General features: G+C 64.5%; 14 protein-coding genes and 3 pseudogenes. 10 read left to right on the top strand and 7 right to left on the bottom strand.

The window, feature by feature from the left end:
- Positions 1-42: 42 nt before the first annotated feature.
- Both CBP34_RS10750 and CBP34_RS10740 read right to left on the bottom strand, forming a co-directional pair.
- The gene (locus CBP34_RS10750) at positions 43-1,353 is read right to left on the bottom strand and encodes a tyrosine-type recombinase/integrase (RefSeq protein ID WP_236748404.1); all 1,311 of its coding nucleotides are present in this window, start codon (positions 1,351-1,353) and stop codon (positions 43-45) included.
- A 362-nt stretch (positions 1,354-1,715) separates the two neighbouring features.
- Positions 1,716-2,030, bottom strand: a complete 315-nt coding sequence (locus tag CBP34_RS10740) for a hypothetical protein (RefSeq protein WP_094098019.1) — start codon at positions 2,028-2,030, stop codon at positions 1,716-1,718.
- Between the two features lie 292 nt (positions 2,031-2,322).
- On the opposite strand from CBP34_RS10740, the pseudogene CBP34_RS10735 reads away from it, so the two are divergent.
- The 4 genes and pseudogenes from CBP34_RS10735 to CBP34_RS19790 all read left to right on the top strand — a co-directional run bounded on the left by CBP34_RS10735 (position 2,323) and on the right by CBP34_RS19790 (position 6,137).
- A pseudogene (locus CBP34_RS10735) lies at positions 2,323-3,494 on the top strand (MFS transporter).
- 193 nt (positions 3,495-3,687) lie between these two features.
- A complete protein-coding gene (locus tag CBP34_RS10730; RefSeq protein WP_094099142.1) occupies positions 3,688-4,734 on the top strand; it encodes a methionine ABC transporter ATP-binding protein in 1,047 nt (348 codons plus the stop codon).
- A gap of 3 nt (positions 4,735-4,737) precedes the next feature.
- Positions 4,738-5,403, top strand: coding sequence for a methionine ABC transporter permease (locus tag CBP34_RS10725; protein ID WP_086912577.1), 666 nt, complete (start codon positions 4,738-4,740; stop codon positions 5,401-5,403).
- A gap of 506 nt (positions 5,404-5,909) precedes the next feature.
- A complete protein-coding gene (locus tag CBP34_RS19790) occupies positions 5,910-6,137 on the top strand; it encodes a TOBE domain-containing protein (RefSeq protein WP_208616323.1) in 228 nt (75 codons plus the stop codon).
- Positions 6,138-6,219: 82 nt separating this feature from the next.
- Here the strand turns inward: CBP34_RS19790 and CBP34_RS10715 are convergent, their stop codons facing one another.
- The 3 genes from CBP34_RS10715 to CBP34_RS10705 are packed head-to-tail and all read right to left on the bottom strand — an operon-like array spanning position 6,220 to position 9,745.
- Entirely contained in the window at positions 6,220-7,242 is a 1,023-nt protein-coding gene (locus CBP34_RS10715) for a Bug family tripartite tricarboxylate transporter substrate binding protein (protein WP_236748403.1), read from the bottom strand.
- A gap of 59 nt (positions 7,243-7,301) precedes the next feature.
- Positions 7,302-8,606, bottom strand: a complete 1,305-nt coding sequence (locus CBP34_RS10710; RefSeq protein ID WP_086928738.1) for a glycerate kinase type-2 family protein — start codon at positions 8,604-8,606, stop codon at positions 7,302-7,304.
- Between the two features lie 50 nt (positions 8,607-8,656).
- Positions 8,657-9,745 (bottom strand): tartrate dehydrogenase, encoded by a 1,089-nt coding sequence (locus CBP34_RS10705; protein WP_086928737.1) that lies wholly within the window; start codon positions 9,743-9,745, stop codon positions 8,657-8,659.
- 142 nt (positions 9,746-9,887) lie between these two features.
- Between CBP34_RS10705 and CBP34_RS10700 the strand changes: the two genes are divergently transcribed.
- Positions 9,888-10,859, top strand: a complete 972-nt coding sequence (locus tag CBP34_RS10700) for a LysR substrate-binding domain-containing protein (protein WP_094098018.1) — start codon at positions 9,888-9,890, stop codon at positions 10,857-10,859.
- The gene (locus CBP34_RS10695) at positions 10,856-11,941 is read left to right on the top strand and encodes a DUF6817 domain-containing protein (protein ID WP_094098017.1); all 1,086 of its coding nucleotides are present in this window, start codon (positions 10,856-10,858) and stop codon (positions 11,939-11,941) included. Before CBP34_RS10700 ends, CBP34_RS10695 begins: the two co-directional genes overlap by 4 nt.
- A 151-nt stretch (positions 11,942-12,092) precedes the next feature.
- Here the strand turns inward: CBP34_RS10695 and CBP34_RS10690 are convergent, their stop codons facing one another.
- Positions 12,093-12,983: a DMT family transporter gene (locus tag CBP34_RS10690; protein WP_086912574.1), complete on the bottom strand. Its 891-nt coding sequence runs from the start codon at positions 12,981-12,983 to the stop codon at positions 12,093-12,095.
- 287 nt (positions 12,984-13,270) lie between these two features.
- Here CBP34_RS10690 and CBP34_RS10685 point away from each other — a divergent pair, with 287 nt between their 5' ends.
- The 3 genes from CBP34_RS10685 to CBP34_RS10675 all read left to right on the top strand — a co-directional run bounded on the left by CBP34_RS10685 (position 13,271) and on the right by CBP34_RS10675 (position 16,033).
- A complete protein-coding gene (locus CBP34_RS10685) occupies positions 13,271-14,242 on the top strand; it encodes a LysR family transcriptional regulator (protein WP_094098016.1) in 972 nt (323 codons plus the stop codon).
- A 254-nt stretch (positions 14,243-14,496) separates the two neighbouring features.
- A complete protein-coding gene (locus CBP34_RS10680; protein ID WP_086927421.1) occupies positions 14,497-15,294 on the top strand; it encodes a MetQ/NlpA family ABC transporter substrate-binding protein in 798 nt (265 codons plus the stop codon).
- 187 nt (positions 15,295-15,481) lie between these two features.
- Entirely contained in the window at positions 15,482-16,033 is a 552-nt protein-coding gene (locus CBP34_RS10675) for an NADPH-dependent FMN reductase (RefSeq protein ID WP_086912571.1), read from the top strand.
- 146 nt (positions 16,034-16,179) lie between these two features.
- Here the strand turns inward: CBP34_RS10675 and CBP34_RS10670 are convergent.
- Positions 16,180-16,819, bottom strand: a pseudogene (locus tag CBP34_RS10670) (FMN-dependent NADH-azoreductase).
- A gap of 123 nt (positions 16,820-16,942) precedes the next feature.
- Here CBP34_RS10670 and CBP34_RS10665 point away from each other — a divergent pair.
- Positions 16,943-17,888 (top strand): annotated as a pseudogene (locus tag CBP34_RS10665) (LysR family transcriptional regulator).
- Positions 17,889-17,978 lie beyond the last annotated feature (90 nt).

Below are 17,978 nucleotides of genomic sequence, written 5' to 3'. Positions count from 1 at the left end.
CATGAAAAAAGGCCCCGTAGGGCCTTGCTGTGCATGTGGGCGTCACGCTGTCTTGAGTTGCACCACGTTGCTGGCCTCGGGCGCATCCAAAAGCCGGAACAGGGTTTCCAGGGCTTGCCGCTTTTCTTCCATGTAGTCGTGCCCGTCATAGTGCCGCGCCTGCACACCGCTGATGCCGTGCGACTGCAACCGGCCCCGAATGTCTGAGCTGATGCGGGCGCTGGCGAGTAGTGTTTCCACACCGGAGCGAATGCGCTTTGCTTGGAAGTCGGGCAGGGCGCTTGCTGCCACTGCCCAGTGGCTCAGGGTGATGGCTGATAGGTGTGTCTCGCCCTTGTCCGTGCTGATGGCGTAGGTGCCTCGGGGCTGGCACTCCAAAAGGGCGGCGGCAGCTTGAGGGATCAGCGGCACCGTATGCGGGCGGGGTGGCTTACCGGGTCTGCCCTTGCCGTCGAAAAGCATGATGCTGTCGCCGGTCACGTTGCTGGTAAGCAGGTTCACCAGTTGCTCGATACGCTGGCCACCAGTCAAAAGATGCAGCCGCAGGACGGCCCCACGGAACCCCGGCGCGGTCTTGATGGCCTGCCAGTAGCCGCGCAGCTCCTCGGCTGTCAGCGGGCGCTTGTCGGCCTTGTTGGCGCTTTCGTCCGGCTCGGTGTCTGCGCCGGGATTGTGGGTGACGTTGTAGCTTTTGAATCGCACCGGAATGCTGGCCTTGGAGCGTGCCGCCTTCGCCGTCTGGTATGCCGCCCGCATGTAGCTGCGCAGCTTGTTGGACGTGCGGGCTTTGCCCAGTTCGATCACGCGCCGCATCATGTCCGCTATTTGTTCGCCCGTCACCAGATTGGCGGGCAGGGCGGCGACCTTGGGCCATGCCTCTATCACATGCAACTTGAAGATGCTTCGGGCATCCTTGTGCGCCACGCGGCCCAGGGCCTCCAGGTGGTCGCAATAGTCGGTCAGCAGGGCCTGCAATGTGAACTGTGCCGCCTCCAGCTTGGCGGTCACGGCCCTGGCCTTGGCTTCCTGTTCTGCGGCCTTCACGCCAGCGAACCCGCCTTTGTCAAGATTTGCATGGTGCTGCGCTGCCAGCACTTCAGCGGCACGCATGGCGGCGATGATGGAATAACCCTTGCTGGTTGGTTGCAAGCTCTTGGGCGGTGCGCTCGGGTCATAGACGCCGATCACTTCGCGGGCGGTCTTGCCGTTGATCGTGACGCGCCAGTAAAAGGTAACTGCGCCGCTCGCCAGTTTGCGCGCTTCCAGCGATCCGGACGGGATAACCTTTCCCATCTTCCCGAACTGCCCCGGTGACAGTTCATTGATGATTTGTCCGTTAGTTTTGGTGGCCATTTGCGTAGTCCGTTTGCAGTGCTGGTGACAGTCTGGTGACAGTTTGAGCGTGGATGGTATCACACGCATACGGACTATCTTGGACTACGTATCTAGCAAAATCAACGGGTTACGGCTCTGGTGACAGTCTAGGGTTGTCCAGGATTGTCTATGGATTGGGACTTTTAATCCGTTTGTCGTGGGTTCGACCCCCGCACGTCCCACCAAGACAATGGGCCCCTGCAGCAATGCAGGGGCCTTTTTTGTTCTCAATATTGCCGCAGCAATTGGCCAATGGCCATCTCCTGCGTGGCAAGCCTGTGACGAATGGGTGGCGATCGGCATCCGATTTGCGTTTTTGCCCCACCCAGGACGGCTGCCCGCTAGGTCTGAAGGTCAATCAACTGTCGCCCCAATCCCGTGATGCAGAGCACTTCAGCCGCAGCCCTTGAGGTCGCTGCCACTGCAGAAATCTTGGCTTCGATGTAACCACGGGACCATAGCCACTGGACCAGGGCTAGCTGGTACGGATGGGTCACGCGCACCGCATTTTTTGTGCGTTCCAGGGCCAAGGCGAGTTGTCTGAGATATGCGATCGGCATGGCAAGCTCTGAGATTTCGCAAACGTCCTGATTGCACACCACCCATGTTGCCAAAGAGTTACCTGCTGTTAATTTGTCGAGCAGGCGTATCTGCATGCAAACAATTCGACTCGGTTTGGATCGATTTTTGCCACTTCTTGCAGTTTTTCAATATGCATGCTGCGTGTAATGCTATTGTTTTGATAGCTATTTCGGGGCGTAACGGGTGGTTGTGGATCACCAAGTGCGCATACCGGGGAACTGCAGGTGGTCCGGCGGCAAGAGGCCGAGGGTATGAATGCAGTGTCGTTGCATTGCCGCTCCTGGCTCGGCGGCAGGGCATCCGACAGTGCGGCAGCTGCATGTCGCGTCCCACTCGACAATCTGTGGCATGACCACTTCTCCCATGATGCTGCGCCTGATCGGGTTGGCGGCCTTTTCCAGCATGGCATCGATGCGGGTGTGTGACCCCATGCTGATTACCCTGTCGCACGAGTTCCAGGTCACCACCGGCGATGCATCCGCCGTGATTGCCGCATTTGCAGTGGCCTATGGCGTGTTGCAGCTGGTGTATGGCCCGCTGGGCGACCGGCTGGGCAAAGTGCGGGTGATCATGGGTGCCACCGGCGCCTGCGCGCTGTTCAGTGCCATGACTGCGCTGGCGCCCAGCCTGCCAGTACTGGTGGTGTTCCGCGCTGCCATGGGGGCTGCGGCGGCGGGCATCATTCCGTTGTCGATGGCCTGGATTGGTGACCAGGTGCCTTATGCGCAGCGGCAGGAAACCCTGGCGCGCCTGATGGGCGCCACCGTCACCGGGATGATGGCGGGCCAGTGGTTTGGGGGCTTCGCCACCGAGACGCTTGGCTGGCGCGCCGCGTTTGCGGTGCTGTCCATGCTGTTTCTGACGGCGGCGGCGCTGCTGTATCGCCATGCGCGCGAAGGGCTTGTGAGCGCGTCTGCGGCCGTTGCGGATGCGCCCGCGTTTTCACTGGCGGCCTACCTGGCGGGCACGGTGCATCTGTTGCGCATGCCGCGCGTGCGCTGGGTGCTCACCGTGGTGGCCGTCGAAGGCGCCCTGGCGTTTGGCACGCTGGCCTTTGTGCCAGCCCGCATGACGGGCGGTTTTGGCCTGTCGGCCTCGGCTGCCGGGGCGTGATGGTGCTGTATGGGGTGGGCGGCCTGCTGTACAGCGTGTTTGCGCGGCGCTGGCTGGCCTGGCTGGGTGAGCGGGGGCTGGCGCTGACGGGAGCGTCGCTCATTGCCAGCGGCCTGTTGCTGCTGGCGTGGGCGCCCCTGGTGGCCTGGGCCGTGCTGGGCTGCTTTCTGGCGGGGCTGGGCTTTTACATGTTGCACAACACCTTGCAGACGCAAGCAACGCAGATGGCGCCGCAGGCCCGGGGCACCGCCGTCACGCTGTTTGCCTGCCTGCTGTTTCTTGGGCAGTCCATCGGGGTGCTGGCGGTGGCGGCCAGCGTGGACCGGGGCTGGCTGACGACGGTGTTCACCGGCGCCGCACTGGGTGTGCTGGCCCTGGGGGTGCTGGTTTCGCGCGGACTGCAGGCCCACCAGGCCACGGCATAGGGGGTGCCGCTGGCGCATCGGGGCCGCCTGGCGCGCACGACCGCCGATGCTTCACTTTTTCTAAATAACCAGACTGACTTATTACTTTATTTTTCTATAGTTTGATTGTTTATATTTTCTGTTTACAGTTCAGCCTGTATCCAACTTCTTGCGCTGCGGCGGCCCCTGGGTCTTCGCGGCGCAATTTCATTTCATGATCGACTTACGGGGCATCACCCAGATTTATCCGGGCCCACAAGGCCCGGTCGAGGCCCTGCGCGGCATCGACCTGCACATCACGCCGGGCGAAGTGTTCGGCATCATCGGCCGCAGTGGCGCGGGAAAGAGTTCGCTGGTGCGGGTGATCAACCTGCTCAACCGGCCCACGAGGGGCGAGGTCATCGTGACGGGCCGCGACCTGACACAGCTCAATGACGCCGATCTGCGTGCCGCGCGCCGCGACATCGGCATGGTGTTCCAGCACTTCAACCTGCTGTCGTCGCGCACGGTGTTCGACAACGCCGCGCTGCCGCTGGAACTGGCGGGCATGGACAAGGCTGCCATCCGTGCGCGTGTGAACCCGCTGCTCGAACTGGTGGGCCTGTCGGCGCTGGCCGACCGCTACCCCGCGCAGATTTCGGGCGGACAAAAGCAGCGCGTGGGCATTGCGCGCGCGCTGGCCAGCCGGCCCAAGGTGCTGCTGAGCGACGAGGCCACATCCGCGCTCGACCCGGAAACCACGCGCTCCATCCTGGCGCTGCTGCGCCAGGTCAATAAAGAGCTAGGCCTCACGGTGGTGCTGATCACGCACCAGATGCAGGTCATCAAGCAGGTGGCCGACCGGGTGGCCGTGATCGACGCCGGCCGCATCGTCGAGCAGGGCCCGGTGATCGACGTGTTCACGCGCCCGCAGCAGGCCATCACCAAGAGCCTGATCGATGAGATCGTGCCGCAGGAGCTGCCCGCCAGCGTGCTCGACCATGTGCGCCACCTGTCGCGCCAGTTGCAGGGGGGCGGGGTGGGCCAGTTGCTGCGCCTGTCGTACTCGGGCGAGCGGGCTTACCAGCCCATCCTGTCGCGCCTGATCCGGGAGCATGGGCTGGACCTGTCCATCCTGCACGGCCAGATCGACGAGATCCAGGACCAGACCTTTGGCTCGCTGGCCGTGTATGCCAGCGGCGAGGGCGCCCGGCTGCAAACCGCCATTGCGCAGCTGCGCGGCGAAGGTGTGGTGGTGGAAGAAGTGACAACGGAAGGCTGATCCATGTTCGAGAATTTTTCAGAAATGATGCTGGAGCTGTTTGCCACCTCGCTGTGGGAAACCATCGTGATGGTGGGCATCTCGGGCGTGGTGGGTGGCCTGATCGGCATTCCGCTGGGTGTTTTCCTGCGCCTGACCGACCAGGGCGGCGTGCTGGAAAACAGCCCGCTCAACAAAACCGTGGGCTGGATCGTGAACGCCGTGCGCTCCACGCCGTTCATCATCCTGCTGGTGGCCATCATCCCCTTCACGCGGTTGATCACGGGTTCGTCCATCGGCACGGCCGCTGCCGTGGTGCCGCTCACACTGGCGGCCGCGCCCTTCATTGCGCGCCTGGTGGAAACCGCGCTGCGCGAGGTGGACAACGGCCTGGTCGAGGCCGCCCAGTCGATGGGCGCAACCACCGGCCAGATCGTCTGGAAAGTGCTGCTGCCCGAGGCGCTGCCCGGCATCGTGGCGGGCCTGACCATCAGCTTTGTCAGCCTCACCGGCTACTCGGCCATGGCTGGCGCCATTGGCGGCGGCGGCCTGGGCGATCTGGGCATCCGCTATGGCTACCAGCGCTTTTTGCCCGACATCATGCTGGCCGTGGTGGTGGTGCTGATCTTCTTTGTGCAGGCCATCCAGAGCCTGGGCGACTGGGCCGTGCGGCGCTTGAGTCATCGCTGATTGCTATACGGTTTATAGCTGTTGGCGCTTTCTGGGTAAGGGCTAGAGGCTGTTTTTGCTTGAATCGGACCTGGTCGAGTCGACCGGCCCGTTTTTGATTGGGGTGAACATCGGGCCTGTGTGCCTGCCCTGTTTTTCCGCGCGCGCTGGCCAAGGCCGGGCTTGCCGCGTGCGAGGTCAAGCCCTGAGCCGTCGGCCGCATCGTGCTGTGGGGCGGCACCACGGACGTTCGCCAGATGACACTGGCTAGCGTGACCGACGCAAGAATCGGCCGCGTCGCCATCGCCATCGCCAATCCTAAACACCCGCCTTAAGGCAAGCGTGCCGAGGACGCACTGCCTGCGGGCTGGGTGAAGACGCTGGCGCCGTTCTCGATGCCCAGATGGGCGAGGTGGATCACTCATGGCACCTGGCGCGCGTCGATTTCTCGGGCGGCAGCCTGTGGGTGCGCGCACAGGCCCTGCCCATCGGCCCGCTGCGTTCGGGTTCGGGTTCTGGCGTGGGACGTGAGCCTGGCCGAAGAGCCGGGAACGAGCAGTATCCAGAACGTGATGCGCGGCTGCGTCGATGCCGTGGCAGACGACGGGCACCCTGGCCTTGCGCTGGTGCGCGTGCGCTTGGGCGATGCCATGCTGCTGCTGGCCCGCTTGACCAAGCGGTTGGCCGCCTCGCTCGGTGTGGTGCCGAGGCGCGTGCTGTGGGTGCAGATGAAATCGGTCGCTTTGATGGAGTGATGCCGGCTGATACCGGCATGCTTGGCTGGCAGCATGTGCTGCCAACGGGCTATCACGCACGGTGCGGCTTCCCAGCCGCGGATCATTCCGTGGAAATCTTGTTTTCCACCACCAGCTTGGCAAAGCGTGCCGTATCGCTGGCGATCTGCTGCGCCATCTGTGCAGGCGTGTTGCCGATCGGTTCGGCACCGATGTCCTGCATGCGCTTGCGAAATTCGGGCGACTGGATCACCTTGACCATCTCGGCATTCAGGCGTTCCACAATCTCTGGGGGCGTGCGCGCGGGGGCCAGTACGCCGAACCAGGTGCCAATGTCAAAGGCTGCAAAGCCGCTTTCCTGCAGCGTGGGTACGTCCGGCAGTGATGAAGAACGCTTGGCCGTGGTCACCGCCAGGGCCCGCAGCTTGCCAGCCTTGATGTGGGGCAGTACGGGCGTGACGGTGTCGAACGACATGGACACCTGGCCACCCAGCAGATCGGTGGTGAGCGGGCCGCTGCCCTTGTAGGGCACATGCAGCAGTGGCTGGCCAATGGCGGAGGAGAACTGCGTGCCAATCAGGTGCTGCGCCGTGCCCGCGCCGTTGGAGCCATACGAGAACTTGTCCGGTGCGGCCTTGACCAGCGCCACCAGTTCCTTCACATCCTTGGCCGGGGTGGTTGCGCTCACCGTTAACACGTTGGGCACCAGAGCCACGGTGGTGATGGGCGCAAAGCTTTTCTGAAAGTCGTAGCCCAGCTTCTTGTAGACGCTGGTGGCAATGGTGTGGTGCACGGCGCCCATCAGCAGCGTGTAGCCGTCGGCGGGCGCCTTGGCTACATAGTCGGCACCGATGGTTGCGCCCGCACCGCCCCGGTTCTCCACGATCACGGGCTGGCCTATGGTGGCGCCCAGCTTTTCGCCCAGGGCGCGGGCCAGCACATCGGTAGTGCCACCGGCCGCAAAGGGCACCACGAGGGTGACGGGCTTGGACGGCCAGGCTTGTGCGTGCGCCGGTGCGCTGGGTAGCGCGCAGGCGGCGGCAGCCACGGCTGCCAGCGCCAGCAGGTGGTGGCGGCGCGTGGATGGCGTTGTGGGCGGGTGGTGCGGCTTTGCAATGCGTGTCATGGTTGTCTCCGTTGGGTTGTGTTTCTTGTTGGGGCCGGCGGGGCAGAGGATGCTGGGCGTCAGCCGGTGGCGGTGATCAGGATCGCGCGGAAGTCGTTGACGTTGGTGCCCGTGGGCCCGGTGACCACCGCGTCGCCCAGTGCGCCAAAAAAAGAGTGGGCGTCGTGCGCGTCCAGCGCGGCGGTGGCGTGCTGGCCCAGTGCTGCCGCGCGCTCCAGTGTGTCGGGGGTGGCAATGGCGCCTGCCACGGGCTCCAGGCCGTCGATGCCGTCGGTGTCTCCGGCCAGCGCGTACACGCCGGGCAAGCCCTTGAGCGCCAGGGCCATGGACAGCATGCATTCCACATTGCGCCCGCCACGCCCTGGGGCTTGTAGGGGTTGCCTTGGGGCCGGTGCACGCAGCGTGACGGTACTTTCGCCGCCACTCAGCAGCACGCGGTGCCGTGGTGACGGGGCCTTGGCGGCGTAGCGGGCTATTCCTGCCAGCACGGTGCCCATGTCGCGGGCTTCGCCCTCCAGTGCGTCGCCGAGCAGCGTGGGCTCGATGCCCGCCTGGCGCGCCACCTGGGCTGCTGCTTGCAAGGCCAGGTCGGGCGTAGCAATGACGTGGGTGGTGATGGGGCCCAGCCGGGTGTCGCCCGGCTTGATGCTTTCGCTGGCGGCAGTGTCCAGCGCGGCCAGCACAGCGGGCGGCAGCGCAATACGGTAGCGCTGCAAGATGGCCAGCGCCTGTGCGCGGGTGGTCGGGTCGGCCACGGTGGGGCCAGAGGCCACGTCCAGAGGGTCATCGCCCGGCACGTCGGACATCACCAGGTTGACCACGCGGGCGGGGCTGCAGGCCAGGGCCAGCCGCCCGCCCTTGATGGCCGAGAGGTGGCGCCGCACGCAGTTCATCTCGCCAATGCTGGCGCCGCTGCGCAGCAGGGCCTGGTTGAGCGCCTGTTTGTCGGCCAGCGTGATGCCCGGCAGCGGCAAGGGCAGCAGCGCCGAGCCGCCACCCGACCACAGGCCGATCACCAGGTCATCGGCGGTGAGGCCCGCCACGGTGGCCAGCATCTGCTGCGCGGCGGCCAGGCCCGCTGCATCGGGCACGGGGTGGGCAGCCTCCAGCACGCGGATGTGCTGGCAGGCGGCAGCATGCCCGTAGCGTGTGACCACCACGCCCGTGAGCGGCGCGGGCCAGTGGGCCTCCAGCACCTGCGCCATCTGCGCCGATGCCTTGCCCGCGCCGATCACCACCGTGCGGCCCCGGGGCGGGGCAGGCAGGTGCGGCGGCAGGCACACCGCAGGCTGAGCCGATGCGATGGCGGCATCGAACATGCTGCGCAGCCACTGGCGGGCCTGGGTGTCGATGTGCGGTTGCATCGGGTGCATTGCGTGGTGTGGAGGGTCGCGGTACGTCAAGGCGCTGCGGTTCAGGCGGCCTTTTGCAGCGGCGAGCTGCCCACCAGCGCGCACACGGCATCGGTCACCTGCGCCGTCGTTGCGGTGCCGCCCAGGTCGCGGGTATGCAGGGCGGGGTTGGCGGTGACCTGTTCGATGGCCTGCATCACGGCGCGGGCAGCGTCGGCCTCGCCCAGGTGCTCCAGCAGCATCACCACCGACCAGAAGGTGCCGATGGGGTTGGCCAGGCCCTTGCCCATGATGTCAAACGCCGAGCCGTGGATGGGCTCGAACATGCTGGGGTAGCGTCTCTCGGGGTCGATGTTGCCGGTGGGCGCAATGCCCAGGCTGCCGGCCAGCGCGGCCGCCAGATCCGAGAGGATGTCGGCGTGCAGGTTGGTGGCGACGATGGTGTCGAGCGTGGCGGGGCGGTTGACCATGCGGGCTGTGGCGGCGTCCACCAGCTCTTTGTCCCACTTCACGTCGGGAAACTCAGCAGACACCTGTGCGGCGATCTCGTCCCACATCACCATCGCGTGGCGCTGGGCGTTGCTCTTGGTGATGACGGTGAGCAGCTTGCGGGGGCGTGACTGGGCCAGGCGGAACGCGTAGCGCAGGATGCGCTCCACGCCCACGCGGGTCATGATGGAGACATCGGTGGCCGCCTCGATGGGGTGGCCCTGATGCACGCGGCCACCCACGCCGGAGTATTCGCCTTCGGAGTTTTCGCGCACGATGACCCAGTCCAGGTCTTTGGGCGCGCAGCGCTTCAGGGGCGCATCGATGCCGGGCAGGATGCGCGTGGGCCGCACGTTGGCGTACTGGTCGAACCCCTGGCAGATCTTCAGGCGCAGGCCCCACAGCGTGATGTGGTCGGGGATGTCGGGGTCGCCGGCCGAGCCGAACAGGATGGCGTCCTTGCCGCGCAGGGCGTCCAGGCCATCGGCCGGCATCATCACGCCATGGGCGCGGTACCAGTCGCCACCCCAGCCGAAGTTCTCGAACGCGAAGCGCAGATGCGGGTGGTGGGCAGACAAGGCTTCCAGCACTCGCTGGCCGGCGGGAATCACTTCCTTGCCGATGCCGTCTCCGGGGATGGTGGCGATTTGATAGGTCTTCATGCGGATGTTGTCGTTCGAACGTCGGTTATTGCCCATGAAGGGCGGTGGAAAGCAAAACAGTGAGCAGGACTGTAGGGCTGGACGGTTCTTCAGAACGGCGCTAGAGTGAATTCATCGTTGACTTTAGGTTAATAGTGATTCGATGAGCTCCTCCATCCAGCCCGCTGAACTGGGCTTCTTCTCCACACTGGCCACCAGCCCCAGCCTGAGTGCCGCAGGGCGCGAAATGGGGGTTACCACGGCGGCCGTGAGCAAGCATCTGGCGCAGATGGAACGCCGATTGGGCGTGGTGCTCATCAACCGCACCACACGGCGCATGAGCCTCACGCCCGAGGGCGAGACGCTGCTTGAGCACGCGCGGCGCATCCTGCGCGAAATCGATGCGCTCGACGAGCTCATCGTGCAGTCCAAGGCCAGCCCCAAGGGCCTGCTACGCGTGAATGCCACGCTCGGGTTTGGCCGCATGCACATTGCCCCGGTGATCTCGGACTTTGTGCGCCGGTACCCCGAGGTGGATGTGCAGCTGCAGCTGTCGGTGCACCCGCCGCCCATCACCGACGATGCCTACGACGTGTGCGTGCGTTTTGGCGAGCCTCCCGATGGCCGTGTGGTCGCCCGGCGCATGGCGCTCAACCGGCGCGTGCTGTGCGCCGCACCGGCCTACCTGGAGCGCCACGGCAGGCCCCGTGTGCCGCGCGATTTGATGGAGCACCAATGCATTGGCATCCGCCAGGGCGACGAGGCCTATGGCCTGTGGCGCCTGACCACGGGGCGTGGCAGCAAGGCGCACACCGAATCCATCAAGATCACCGGCAACCTCACCACCAACGACGGCGAGATCGCCGTGTTGTGGGCCCTGCAAGGCCATGGCATCGTGATGCGCGCGCAGTGGGATGTGAACCGCCACCTGGCGCAGGGGCTGCTGGAGCCGGTGCTGGCGCAATACCACACACCGGCGGCGGATATTTATGCGGTCTATCCCCAGCGGCACCAGTTTTCAACGCGGGTGCAGGTCTTTGTGGGCTTTCTGGCCGAGGCGCTGGCCGCGTCTGGCGCAGCAAGCCACGATACTGTGCGCTGCACGGATCGAAACTCGGAGACAAAAACGCCATGACCCTGCCATTTCACCCTTTGGACCAGCAATTGTTCACCCGCGCCCAGGCGCTGCTGGACGACGAGTGGATTGCCCACGACGCCGACCTGGCCCCGGTGCTGCCCACCGTGCTGGCGCGCAACGTGGGGCAGGACTGGCACAAGGCGGGCACCTTTCGCCACCATCTGGTGGGCGTGGCACGGTCGCTCACGCTGTGGCAGCAGCCGCGGGATGTGCGGCTGCTGGGGCTGCTGCACAGCGTTTATGGCAACGCCTTTGTGGACCTGGTCAAGTTCGACCCGGCCAGCGAGCGGGCCCGCCTGCGCGATCTGGTGGGCAAGCCGGCCGAGCACCTGGTGTATCTGTTTTGCACCCAGTCGCGCACGCAGTTTGTGCAGCGCGTGCTGGGTGGCGCGCTGGAGGCCGATGGCAGCCTGGCGCTCGACAAGGACGGGCAGCGCCATCTGCTCTCGCCCTATGAGGTGGCAGCCTTTGTCATCGTCAGCATGGCCGACACCATCGAGCAATGGTTCAGCTGGCAGGACGATATCTACTCGCGCTTTCCCAACGTGCAGCACCGCCCGCAGGCAGTGCACTGGGCGGCATCGCTGTGGCCCGGTCCCATGCGACCCACCGGGCGCATGCTGCACCAGATTGCAGGACTGGGGCAGGCGCTGCAGCACCCGGGCCTGAAGGGGTTGCTGCCGGTGCCCCCCGTGTTTGCCGATTGCACCAAACACCTGTCGGTGGCGGCCGAGGCAGCGGCCACGTCGTTGTATTGGTCGGTGATCCAGCAAGACCAGCCGCTGGTAGACCTGGACGTGGCCACCGCCGTGCTGGAGCAGGCCGTGCGCCACAACCCCTGGGTGGGTGAGCCGCAGATGGTGCTGGCGCAGCTATACCTGTCGGCGGGCCGGCGTGACGACGCCAAACATGCGGCCCAGAGTGCGCTGCAATGCTTCAGCGCGTGGGGCAATGCCTGGGACAAGCGCGTGCAGTGGGACGCCTGGGTCGCGTGGACGCGCATCCTGCTGCAGTCCGCCAGCGAGGGCGGCTGGCCCGAGTGGCTGGACAAGCTGAACAACGTGGCTCTGCGTGGCTGAAAGCGAACACCCAGGTCAAAGACGACGGCACCCCGCTGGAAGCTGAGCGGGCAGGGGCAGACGATGCAATCGGGTGGCCTCGCCCGCTGCGCATGACGTTTCCTGGAGCTTGGTGGAGCGGCGGCGGGCCGCTCAGCAACATGCATTCAGGTCACGAATGCTTCGCGTGAGGAACCTGCGGCACTTTGCGGCTGTGCTTGCGCCGCGCCTTGGGCGTCCACTGGCTGAGAAGCAGCCCGGCCACCACGATGACCGCGCCCACGATTTGCAAACCGGTGGGCACAAAACCCTTGATCAGCGCATCCAGCACAAAAGCGGTGATCGGCACCAACAGGAAGAAGGGCGCAACCACTACCATGCCGGCACGAGCGATGGCACCAAACCACAGCACAAAAGGCACGGCCGTCAACAACACCGCCAAAATCACAAAGCCCGCGATATGGGTCACTGTAATGACGGTGGGCAAATCATCGGCGAGCAAGGCTACCAGCAAGAGTTCTATCCCCGCCACCAGCAATTGCCAGCCGGTGAAGGCCAGCATGGAGATGGGCGGCTTGCCCCATTTGTTCATCAGCACGCCGCCCAGCGCCAGCGACAGGGTTCCACCGAGCGCCGCGGCGATACCGATCGCGTCCAGCCCGGCATTGCCCTTAAGCACCACCAGCGCCACGCCGACCACGCCTATCAGGACGCTGGCAATCTTCAGCAGGCTGGGCTTCATTTTCAGGATGGCCCAGCCCAGCAGGATCGCAAACAGTGGCCCCAGCGCTTGAAAGATGGCGGCCACGCCGCCCGGCAGACGCATGGCCGAGATGAATAGCAGCGCAAAAAACAGGCCGGCATTGAGCGTGCCCAGCACGATGAGTTTGTTCCACCAGCCCGGTGGCGGCAAATGGCGCGCAAACAGCAACAGCGCAAAGGCGCCGCCCAGCGCGCGCACGGCGGCGACCAGTAAGGGGTTGTGCGGCAGCAGGGTCGTCGAGACGACATAAGTGAAGCCCCAGAGAATGGTGGCTACAGCAGCAGAAGTTTTCGGGCCCATAAAAATTCCATTGGTGAGTAGGGAAGTGACAATCCGGGCTGGCGGGGCACTGATGTGCACCACGGCATGTCCGGTACGCCATGGCTGAACAGCCGACGCTGCGGAAAACCATGACCTATCCGGCACTGCCGCGGAATGCAGGTCATTCCACGAACGTTCCTCAAGCGTTAGCCACACCCAAGTGGCTATCGGAAAAATTCGCCATGGCCAGAATTTACATGTGGAACGATCGAGCCGGTAGTCCTCTAAATTTGCCATCAGCGTTTCATTTAAGGAACAATGAGGCCATGCAAGACCTCAACGATCTGTATTTCTTCGTGCAGGTGGTGGAGCACCAGGGCTTTGCGCCCGCCGGCCGCGCCCTGGGCATGCCCAAATCCACCCTTAGCCGGCGCATCGCCCAACTGGAAGAGCGCCTTGGCGTGCGCCTGATCCAGCGGTCGACGCGGCGCTTTGCCGTCACCGAGATCGGCCAGGACTATTACCGCCATTGCGTTGCCATGCTGGTCGAGGCCAATGCAGCGCAAGAGGTGATAGAGCGCCATAGCGCCGAGCCACAGGGCACAGTGCGCCTGGCCTGTCCCACTGCGTTGCTCGACTACCAGCTTGGTGAGCTGCTGGCGCGTTTCATGGTGGTGCGCCCCAAGGTGCAGGTGCATCTGGAAAGTACCAACCGCCGTGTCGACGTGATTGGCGAGGGATTTGACATTGCCATACGCGTGCGCTTTCCGCCGCTGGAAGACACGGACCTGGTGATGCGCGTTCTGGGCGAAAGCACGCAGTGCCTGGTCGCCAGCCCCGATCTGCTCCAGGCCCATGGCTTGAGCGCACCGCTGCTGCCGGCCGATCTTTCCAGCCTGCCCAGCTTGGATGAAGGTCCGCCCCACCGCGAACACATGTGGAGCCTGCGCGGTCCTGGCGGCGCGATGGCCACGGTGAGCCACCATCCGCGTTTGATCAGCGACGACAGGCTGGCGCTGCGCATGGCTGCATTGCATGGCGTGGGCGTGCTGCAACTGCCGACCATGATGGTGCGCAAGTACCTGGAGCGGGGCCTGCTGGTCGATCTGCTGCCAGATTGGCAGCCGCGGCCCGGCGTGGTGCACGCGGTGTTTCCGTCACGCCGGGGACTGTTGCCGGCGGTGCGCGAGCTGATCGACTATCTTGCGGCCGAATTCGCCAGGCCGGCCTTGGCCGCGCGCGGCGACCAAACAGCGCGTACCGGTGCGTCGCTGGCTATTTCCGCCCAATCCTCGTAACGCAACTGCCAGTTTCATGATGAGCTTTCAACCACTGTTCCTGGTCGCAGAAGACCAGGGCTGCGGCGCTCTGGTGGATCAAGGGCGCCGGCCGCCGGAGTACGGCATTTGCGCGGTTTTCTCGGGCCGAAAGTATGTTTACGCTCGTTGCGTTCGATTATTCTTTATTGATCTTATGAAATAAAAAAACGGTTGTTTGCGTTTTATAGGGTGAACCCTAAGATGCGAACCATCTCTCAACGAAAGGTGTTTCCGTGAACAAGCGCTCCCTGCTGCAATCTGCCCTCGCTCTGGCCCTGGCTGCCGGTTTCACCGCTGGCGCGCTGGCGCAAGATAAGCCGCTCAAGATCGGTGTGACGGCTGGCCCGCACGCCCAGATTTTTGAGCAGGTCAAAAAAGTGGCCGAGAAAGACGGTCTGAAGATCCAGGTCATCGAGTTCAGCGACTACGTGCAGCCCAATGCCGCACTGGCGGCGGGCGACCTCGATGCCAATGCCTACCAGCACCAGCCGTACCTGGATGCCCAGGTGAAGGACCGTGGCTACAAGATCGTGTCGGTGGGATACACCGTCAACTTCCCGATGGGGTTGTATTCCAAGAAGGTCAAGGGCCTGAACGAGCTCAAGGAAGGCGCGCGCTTTGGCCTGCCCAACGACCCCACCAATGGCGGCCGTGCGCTGCTGCTGCTGCAGGACAAGGGCCTGATCAAGCTCAAGGAGGGCGCGGGCCTCAAGGCCACGCCGCTCGATGTGGTGAGCAACCCCAAGAAGCTGAAGTTTGTGGAGCTGGACGCTGCCCAGCTGCCGCGCTCGCTCGATGACCTGGATGCATCGGCCGTCAACACCAATTTCGCCATCTCGGCCGGGCTGAACCCCGTCAAGGACGCCATCGCCCTGGAAAGCGCCAAGAGCCCCTACGTCAACCTGATCGCCGTGCGCGAAGCCGACAAGAGCAAGCCCTGGGTGGCCAAGCTGCTGAAGGCCTACCAGTCGGAAGAAATCCGCAAATTCATCGAAGTGGAGTTCAAGGGTTCGGTGCTGCCGGGTTTCTGATTGTTTGCTACTTGAAAAATAGCTGCTGGCGCTTTATCCATAAGCGCCAGCAGCTTTTTTATATTCAATCCGGTGATGTTTGCAGGCCTCGTGCAAGGCTTTGGCCGCCGCTGGCGCGCGTTACCTGGCAGCGCTACCATGGCGCTCCGGCGCTTTGCCGGTGGTCTTTCTCCTTCAGGAGGTTTTCATGAGCCAGTACAACATTGCCGTCATCGTCGGCAGTCTTCGCAAGGATTCATTCAATCGCAAGCTGGCCACGGCGCTGGCCCGGCTGGCGCCGGCAGACTTTAGCTTCACGCAAGTGCGCCTGGATGACCTGCCGCTCTACAACCAGGACGACGATGGTCAGCAGGCCGCCTCGGTGCTGCGGCTCAAGGGGGAAATCAAGGCGGCGCAGGGTCTGCTGTTTGTCACGCCTGAATACAACCGTTCGATGCCGGGTGTGCTCAAGAACGCCATCGACCATGCCTCGCGCCCCTATGGCCAGAGCGCGTGGGCGGGCAAGCCTGCCGGCGTGATTGGCGCGTCGGTGGGCGCCATCGGCACGGCCATGGCCCAGCAGCACCTGCGCAACGTGCTGGCCTATCTGGATGTGCCCACGCTGGGCCAGCCCGAGGCCTTCATCCACGCCAAGGACGGCCTGTTTGATGCCGACGGTGGCATTGGTGCGGGCAGCCGCGAATTCCTGCAAGGCTGGGTGAACCAGTACGTTGCCTGGGTCAAGAAGCACAACACATGATTTGCTACTGAATAAATAGCTACTGGCGTTTGTCCATCGGGCGCTACAGCGGCATTTGGTTAAAGAATGCAAAAAGCCCGGCGCAAGGCCGGGCTTCATGAAGGGCGAGAAAACGCTCAGGCGCCTGCGGGCGCCCTGTGCCTCAATCAGGCAGCCTGCGTTGCCTGGGCCTGGTTGGCGGCGGCCTGGCTGCGGATGGCCTGGGTGGCGCTCTCCATTGCGGCGGCCTTGGCGGCGTCGCCCATGGCCACGCCTTCAGCGCGCACAAAGCGCACATCGGTCACGCCGAAGAAGCCCAGCACGGTCTGCAGGTAGCTCTCCTGGTGTTCCATGGCGCGGCCGCCTTCGCTGGTCGAATACACGCCGCCACGGGTGGAGGCAATGATCACGGTCTTGCCCTTGGCCAGGCCTTCTGGGCCGTTGGCGGTGTACTGGAACGTGCGGCCGGGCTGGGCGATGCGGTCAATCCAGGCCTTCAGCTGGGTGGGAATGCTGAAGTTGTAGAACGGGGCGCCAATCACCACCACGTCGGCCGCCAGGAATTGGCTGACCAGTCGCTCGGACACGGCGTTTTCGCGCTTTTGCACTTCGCTCAGGCCATCGGTCTGGCCGGTGCGGGTGCCATGGCGTCCATGGTGAAGTGGGTAGGGCATCGGCCACCAGGTCGAGGTAGCTCACCTGGGTGCCGGGATGGTTGGCTTGGTAGGCGGCCACGATCTGTGCGGTCAGCTGACGCGAAACGGAATTGGCACCGGTGATGGCGGAATCAATGTGAAGCAGTTGCATGAGGTTCTCCTTGTATGGGCGGTCACGGTGTGTGGCCATGGAGAGATTGTGCAACTGTTGCGCTGGATTGATAAGTTGGTGAATTTGCGATAGATTGTTCTATTCATAGAACGATGCGTCGCCATGCAAGACCTGAACGACATGCTGTACTTTGCCGAGGTGGTGGAGCGCGGCGGCTTTGCCGCTGCGGGGCGCGCCTTGGGCATTCCCAAATCCCGCCTGTCACGGCGCGTTTCCGAGCTGGAGGCCCAGCTGGGCGTGCGTTTGCTGCAGCGCACCACGCGCAAGCTCTCGCTGACCGAAGTGGGTGAAGCCTATCTGCGCCATTGCCAGGCCATGCGCGAATCGGCCCAGGCCGCCGCCGACACGGTGGCCCAGGTGCAGACCGAGCCACGCGGCACCATCCGCGTGAGTTGCCCCGTCACCCTGGCCCAGACGGTGGTGGCCGAGATCATGCCGCTTTTTCTGGCCGGCCACCCCCAGGTGCGCATCGAGATGCTGGTGAGCAACCGCGCGGTGAATCTGGTGGAGGAGGGCATTGACGTGGCGCTGCGTGTGCGCTCCACACTCGATGACAGCGGCAGCATGGTGGTCAAGCGCCTCGATCACACCACGCAGATCCTGGTCGCCAGCCCGGGCTGCTGGCGCGCCAGGGCGCCCCCGCACGCTGGAAGACCTGGGCCGCATGGACAGCATTGCCATGTCGGCGCCCGATGGGCGTTCCACCTGGAACCTGATTGGCCCCGGCGGTGCCCACCAGACGGTGCAGCACCAGCCGCGCTATGTGGCCGATGACCTGCTCACCCTCAAATATGCGGCAGTGGCCGGCACCGGCGTGTGCTGGATGCCCGACTACATGTGCCAGGACGAAATGCGCGAGGGCAAGCTGGTGCGCGTGTTGCCCGACTGGGCACCTGCGCCGGCCATCGTGCATGCGGTGTTTCCGTCGCGCCGAGGGTTGTCGCCCGCCGTGCGGAGTTTTCTGGACTACCTGGGCGAAGCCATGCCCGGCCGCAGCAGCGTGAATGCGCGGCAGGCATTGCAGGGGCTGGACGGCGCGGATATCTGAACGTGGGTGGGGCAGCACTGTGTGCCGCCCCGTCCCGATGTCGCTGCAGGCGTCGGGATTTGCGCAGTGGCGGGCGCCTGGCTCGCAGAC

Source organism: Acidovorax carolinensis (genome assembly GCF_002157145.1).
Lineage (GTDB): Bacteria > Pseudomonadota > Gammaproteobacteria > Burkholderiales > Burkholderiaceae_C > Acidovorax > Acidovorax carolinensis.
This window is presented reverse-complemented; position numbering and strand designations above follow the sequence as displayed.

Coding starts and splice junctions, on each gene's coding strand:
- CBP34_RS10675 (WP_086912571.1), top strand. CDS start 15,482: ATGAGCCAGTACAACATTGCCGTCATCGTCGGCAGTCTTCGCAAGGAT.
- CBP34_RS10750 (WP_236748404.1), bottom strand. CDS start 1,353: ATGGCCACCAAAACTAACGGACAAATCATCAATGAACTGTCACCGGGG.
- CBP34_RS10740 (WP_094098019.1), bottom strand. CDS start 2,030: ATGCAGATACGCCTGCTCGACAAATTAACAGCAGGTAACTCTTTGGCA.
- CBP34_RS10700 (WP_094098018.1), top strand. CDS start 9,888: ATGAGCTCCTCCATCCAGCCCGCTGAACTGGGCTTCTTCTCCACACTG.
- CBP34_RS10710 (WP_086928738.1), bottom strand. CDS start 8,606: ATGCAACCGCACATCGACACCCAGGCCCGCCAGTGGCTGCGCAGCATG.
- CBP34_RS10695 (WP_094098017.1), top strand. CDS start 10,856: ATGACCCTGCCATTTCACCCTTTGGACCAGCAATTGTTCACCCGCGCC.
- CBP34_RS10705 (WP_086928737.1), bottom strand. CDS start 9,745: ATGAAGACCTATCAAATCGCCACCATCCCCGGAGACGGCATCGGCAAG.
- CBP34_RS10685 (WP_094098016.1), top strand. CDS start 13,271: ATGCAAGACCTCAACGATCTGTATTTCTTCGTGCAGGTGGTGGAGCAC.
- CBP34_RS10715 (WP_236748403.1), bottom strand. CDS start 7,242: ATGACACGCATTGCAAAGCCGCACCACCCGCCCACAACGCCATCCACG.
- CBP34_RS10730 (WP_094099142.1), top strand. CDS start 3,688: ATGATCGACTTACGGGGCATCACCCAGATTTATCCGGGCCCACAAGGC.
- CBP34_RS10725 (WP_086912577.1), top strand. CDS start 4,738: ATGTTCGAGAATTTTTCAGAAATGATGCTGGAGCTGTTTGCCACCTCG.
- CBP34_RS10690 (WP_086912574.1), bottom strand. CDS start 12,983: ATGGGCCCGAAAACTTCTGCTGCTGTAGCCACCATTCTCTGGGGCTTC.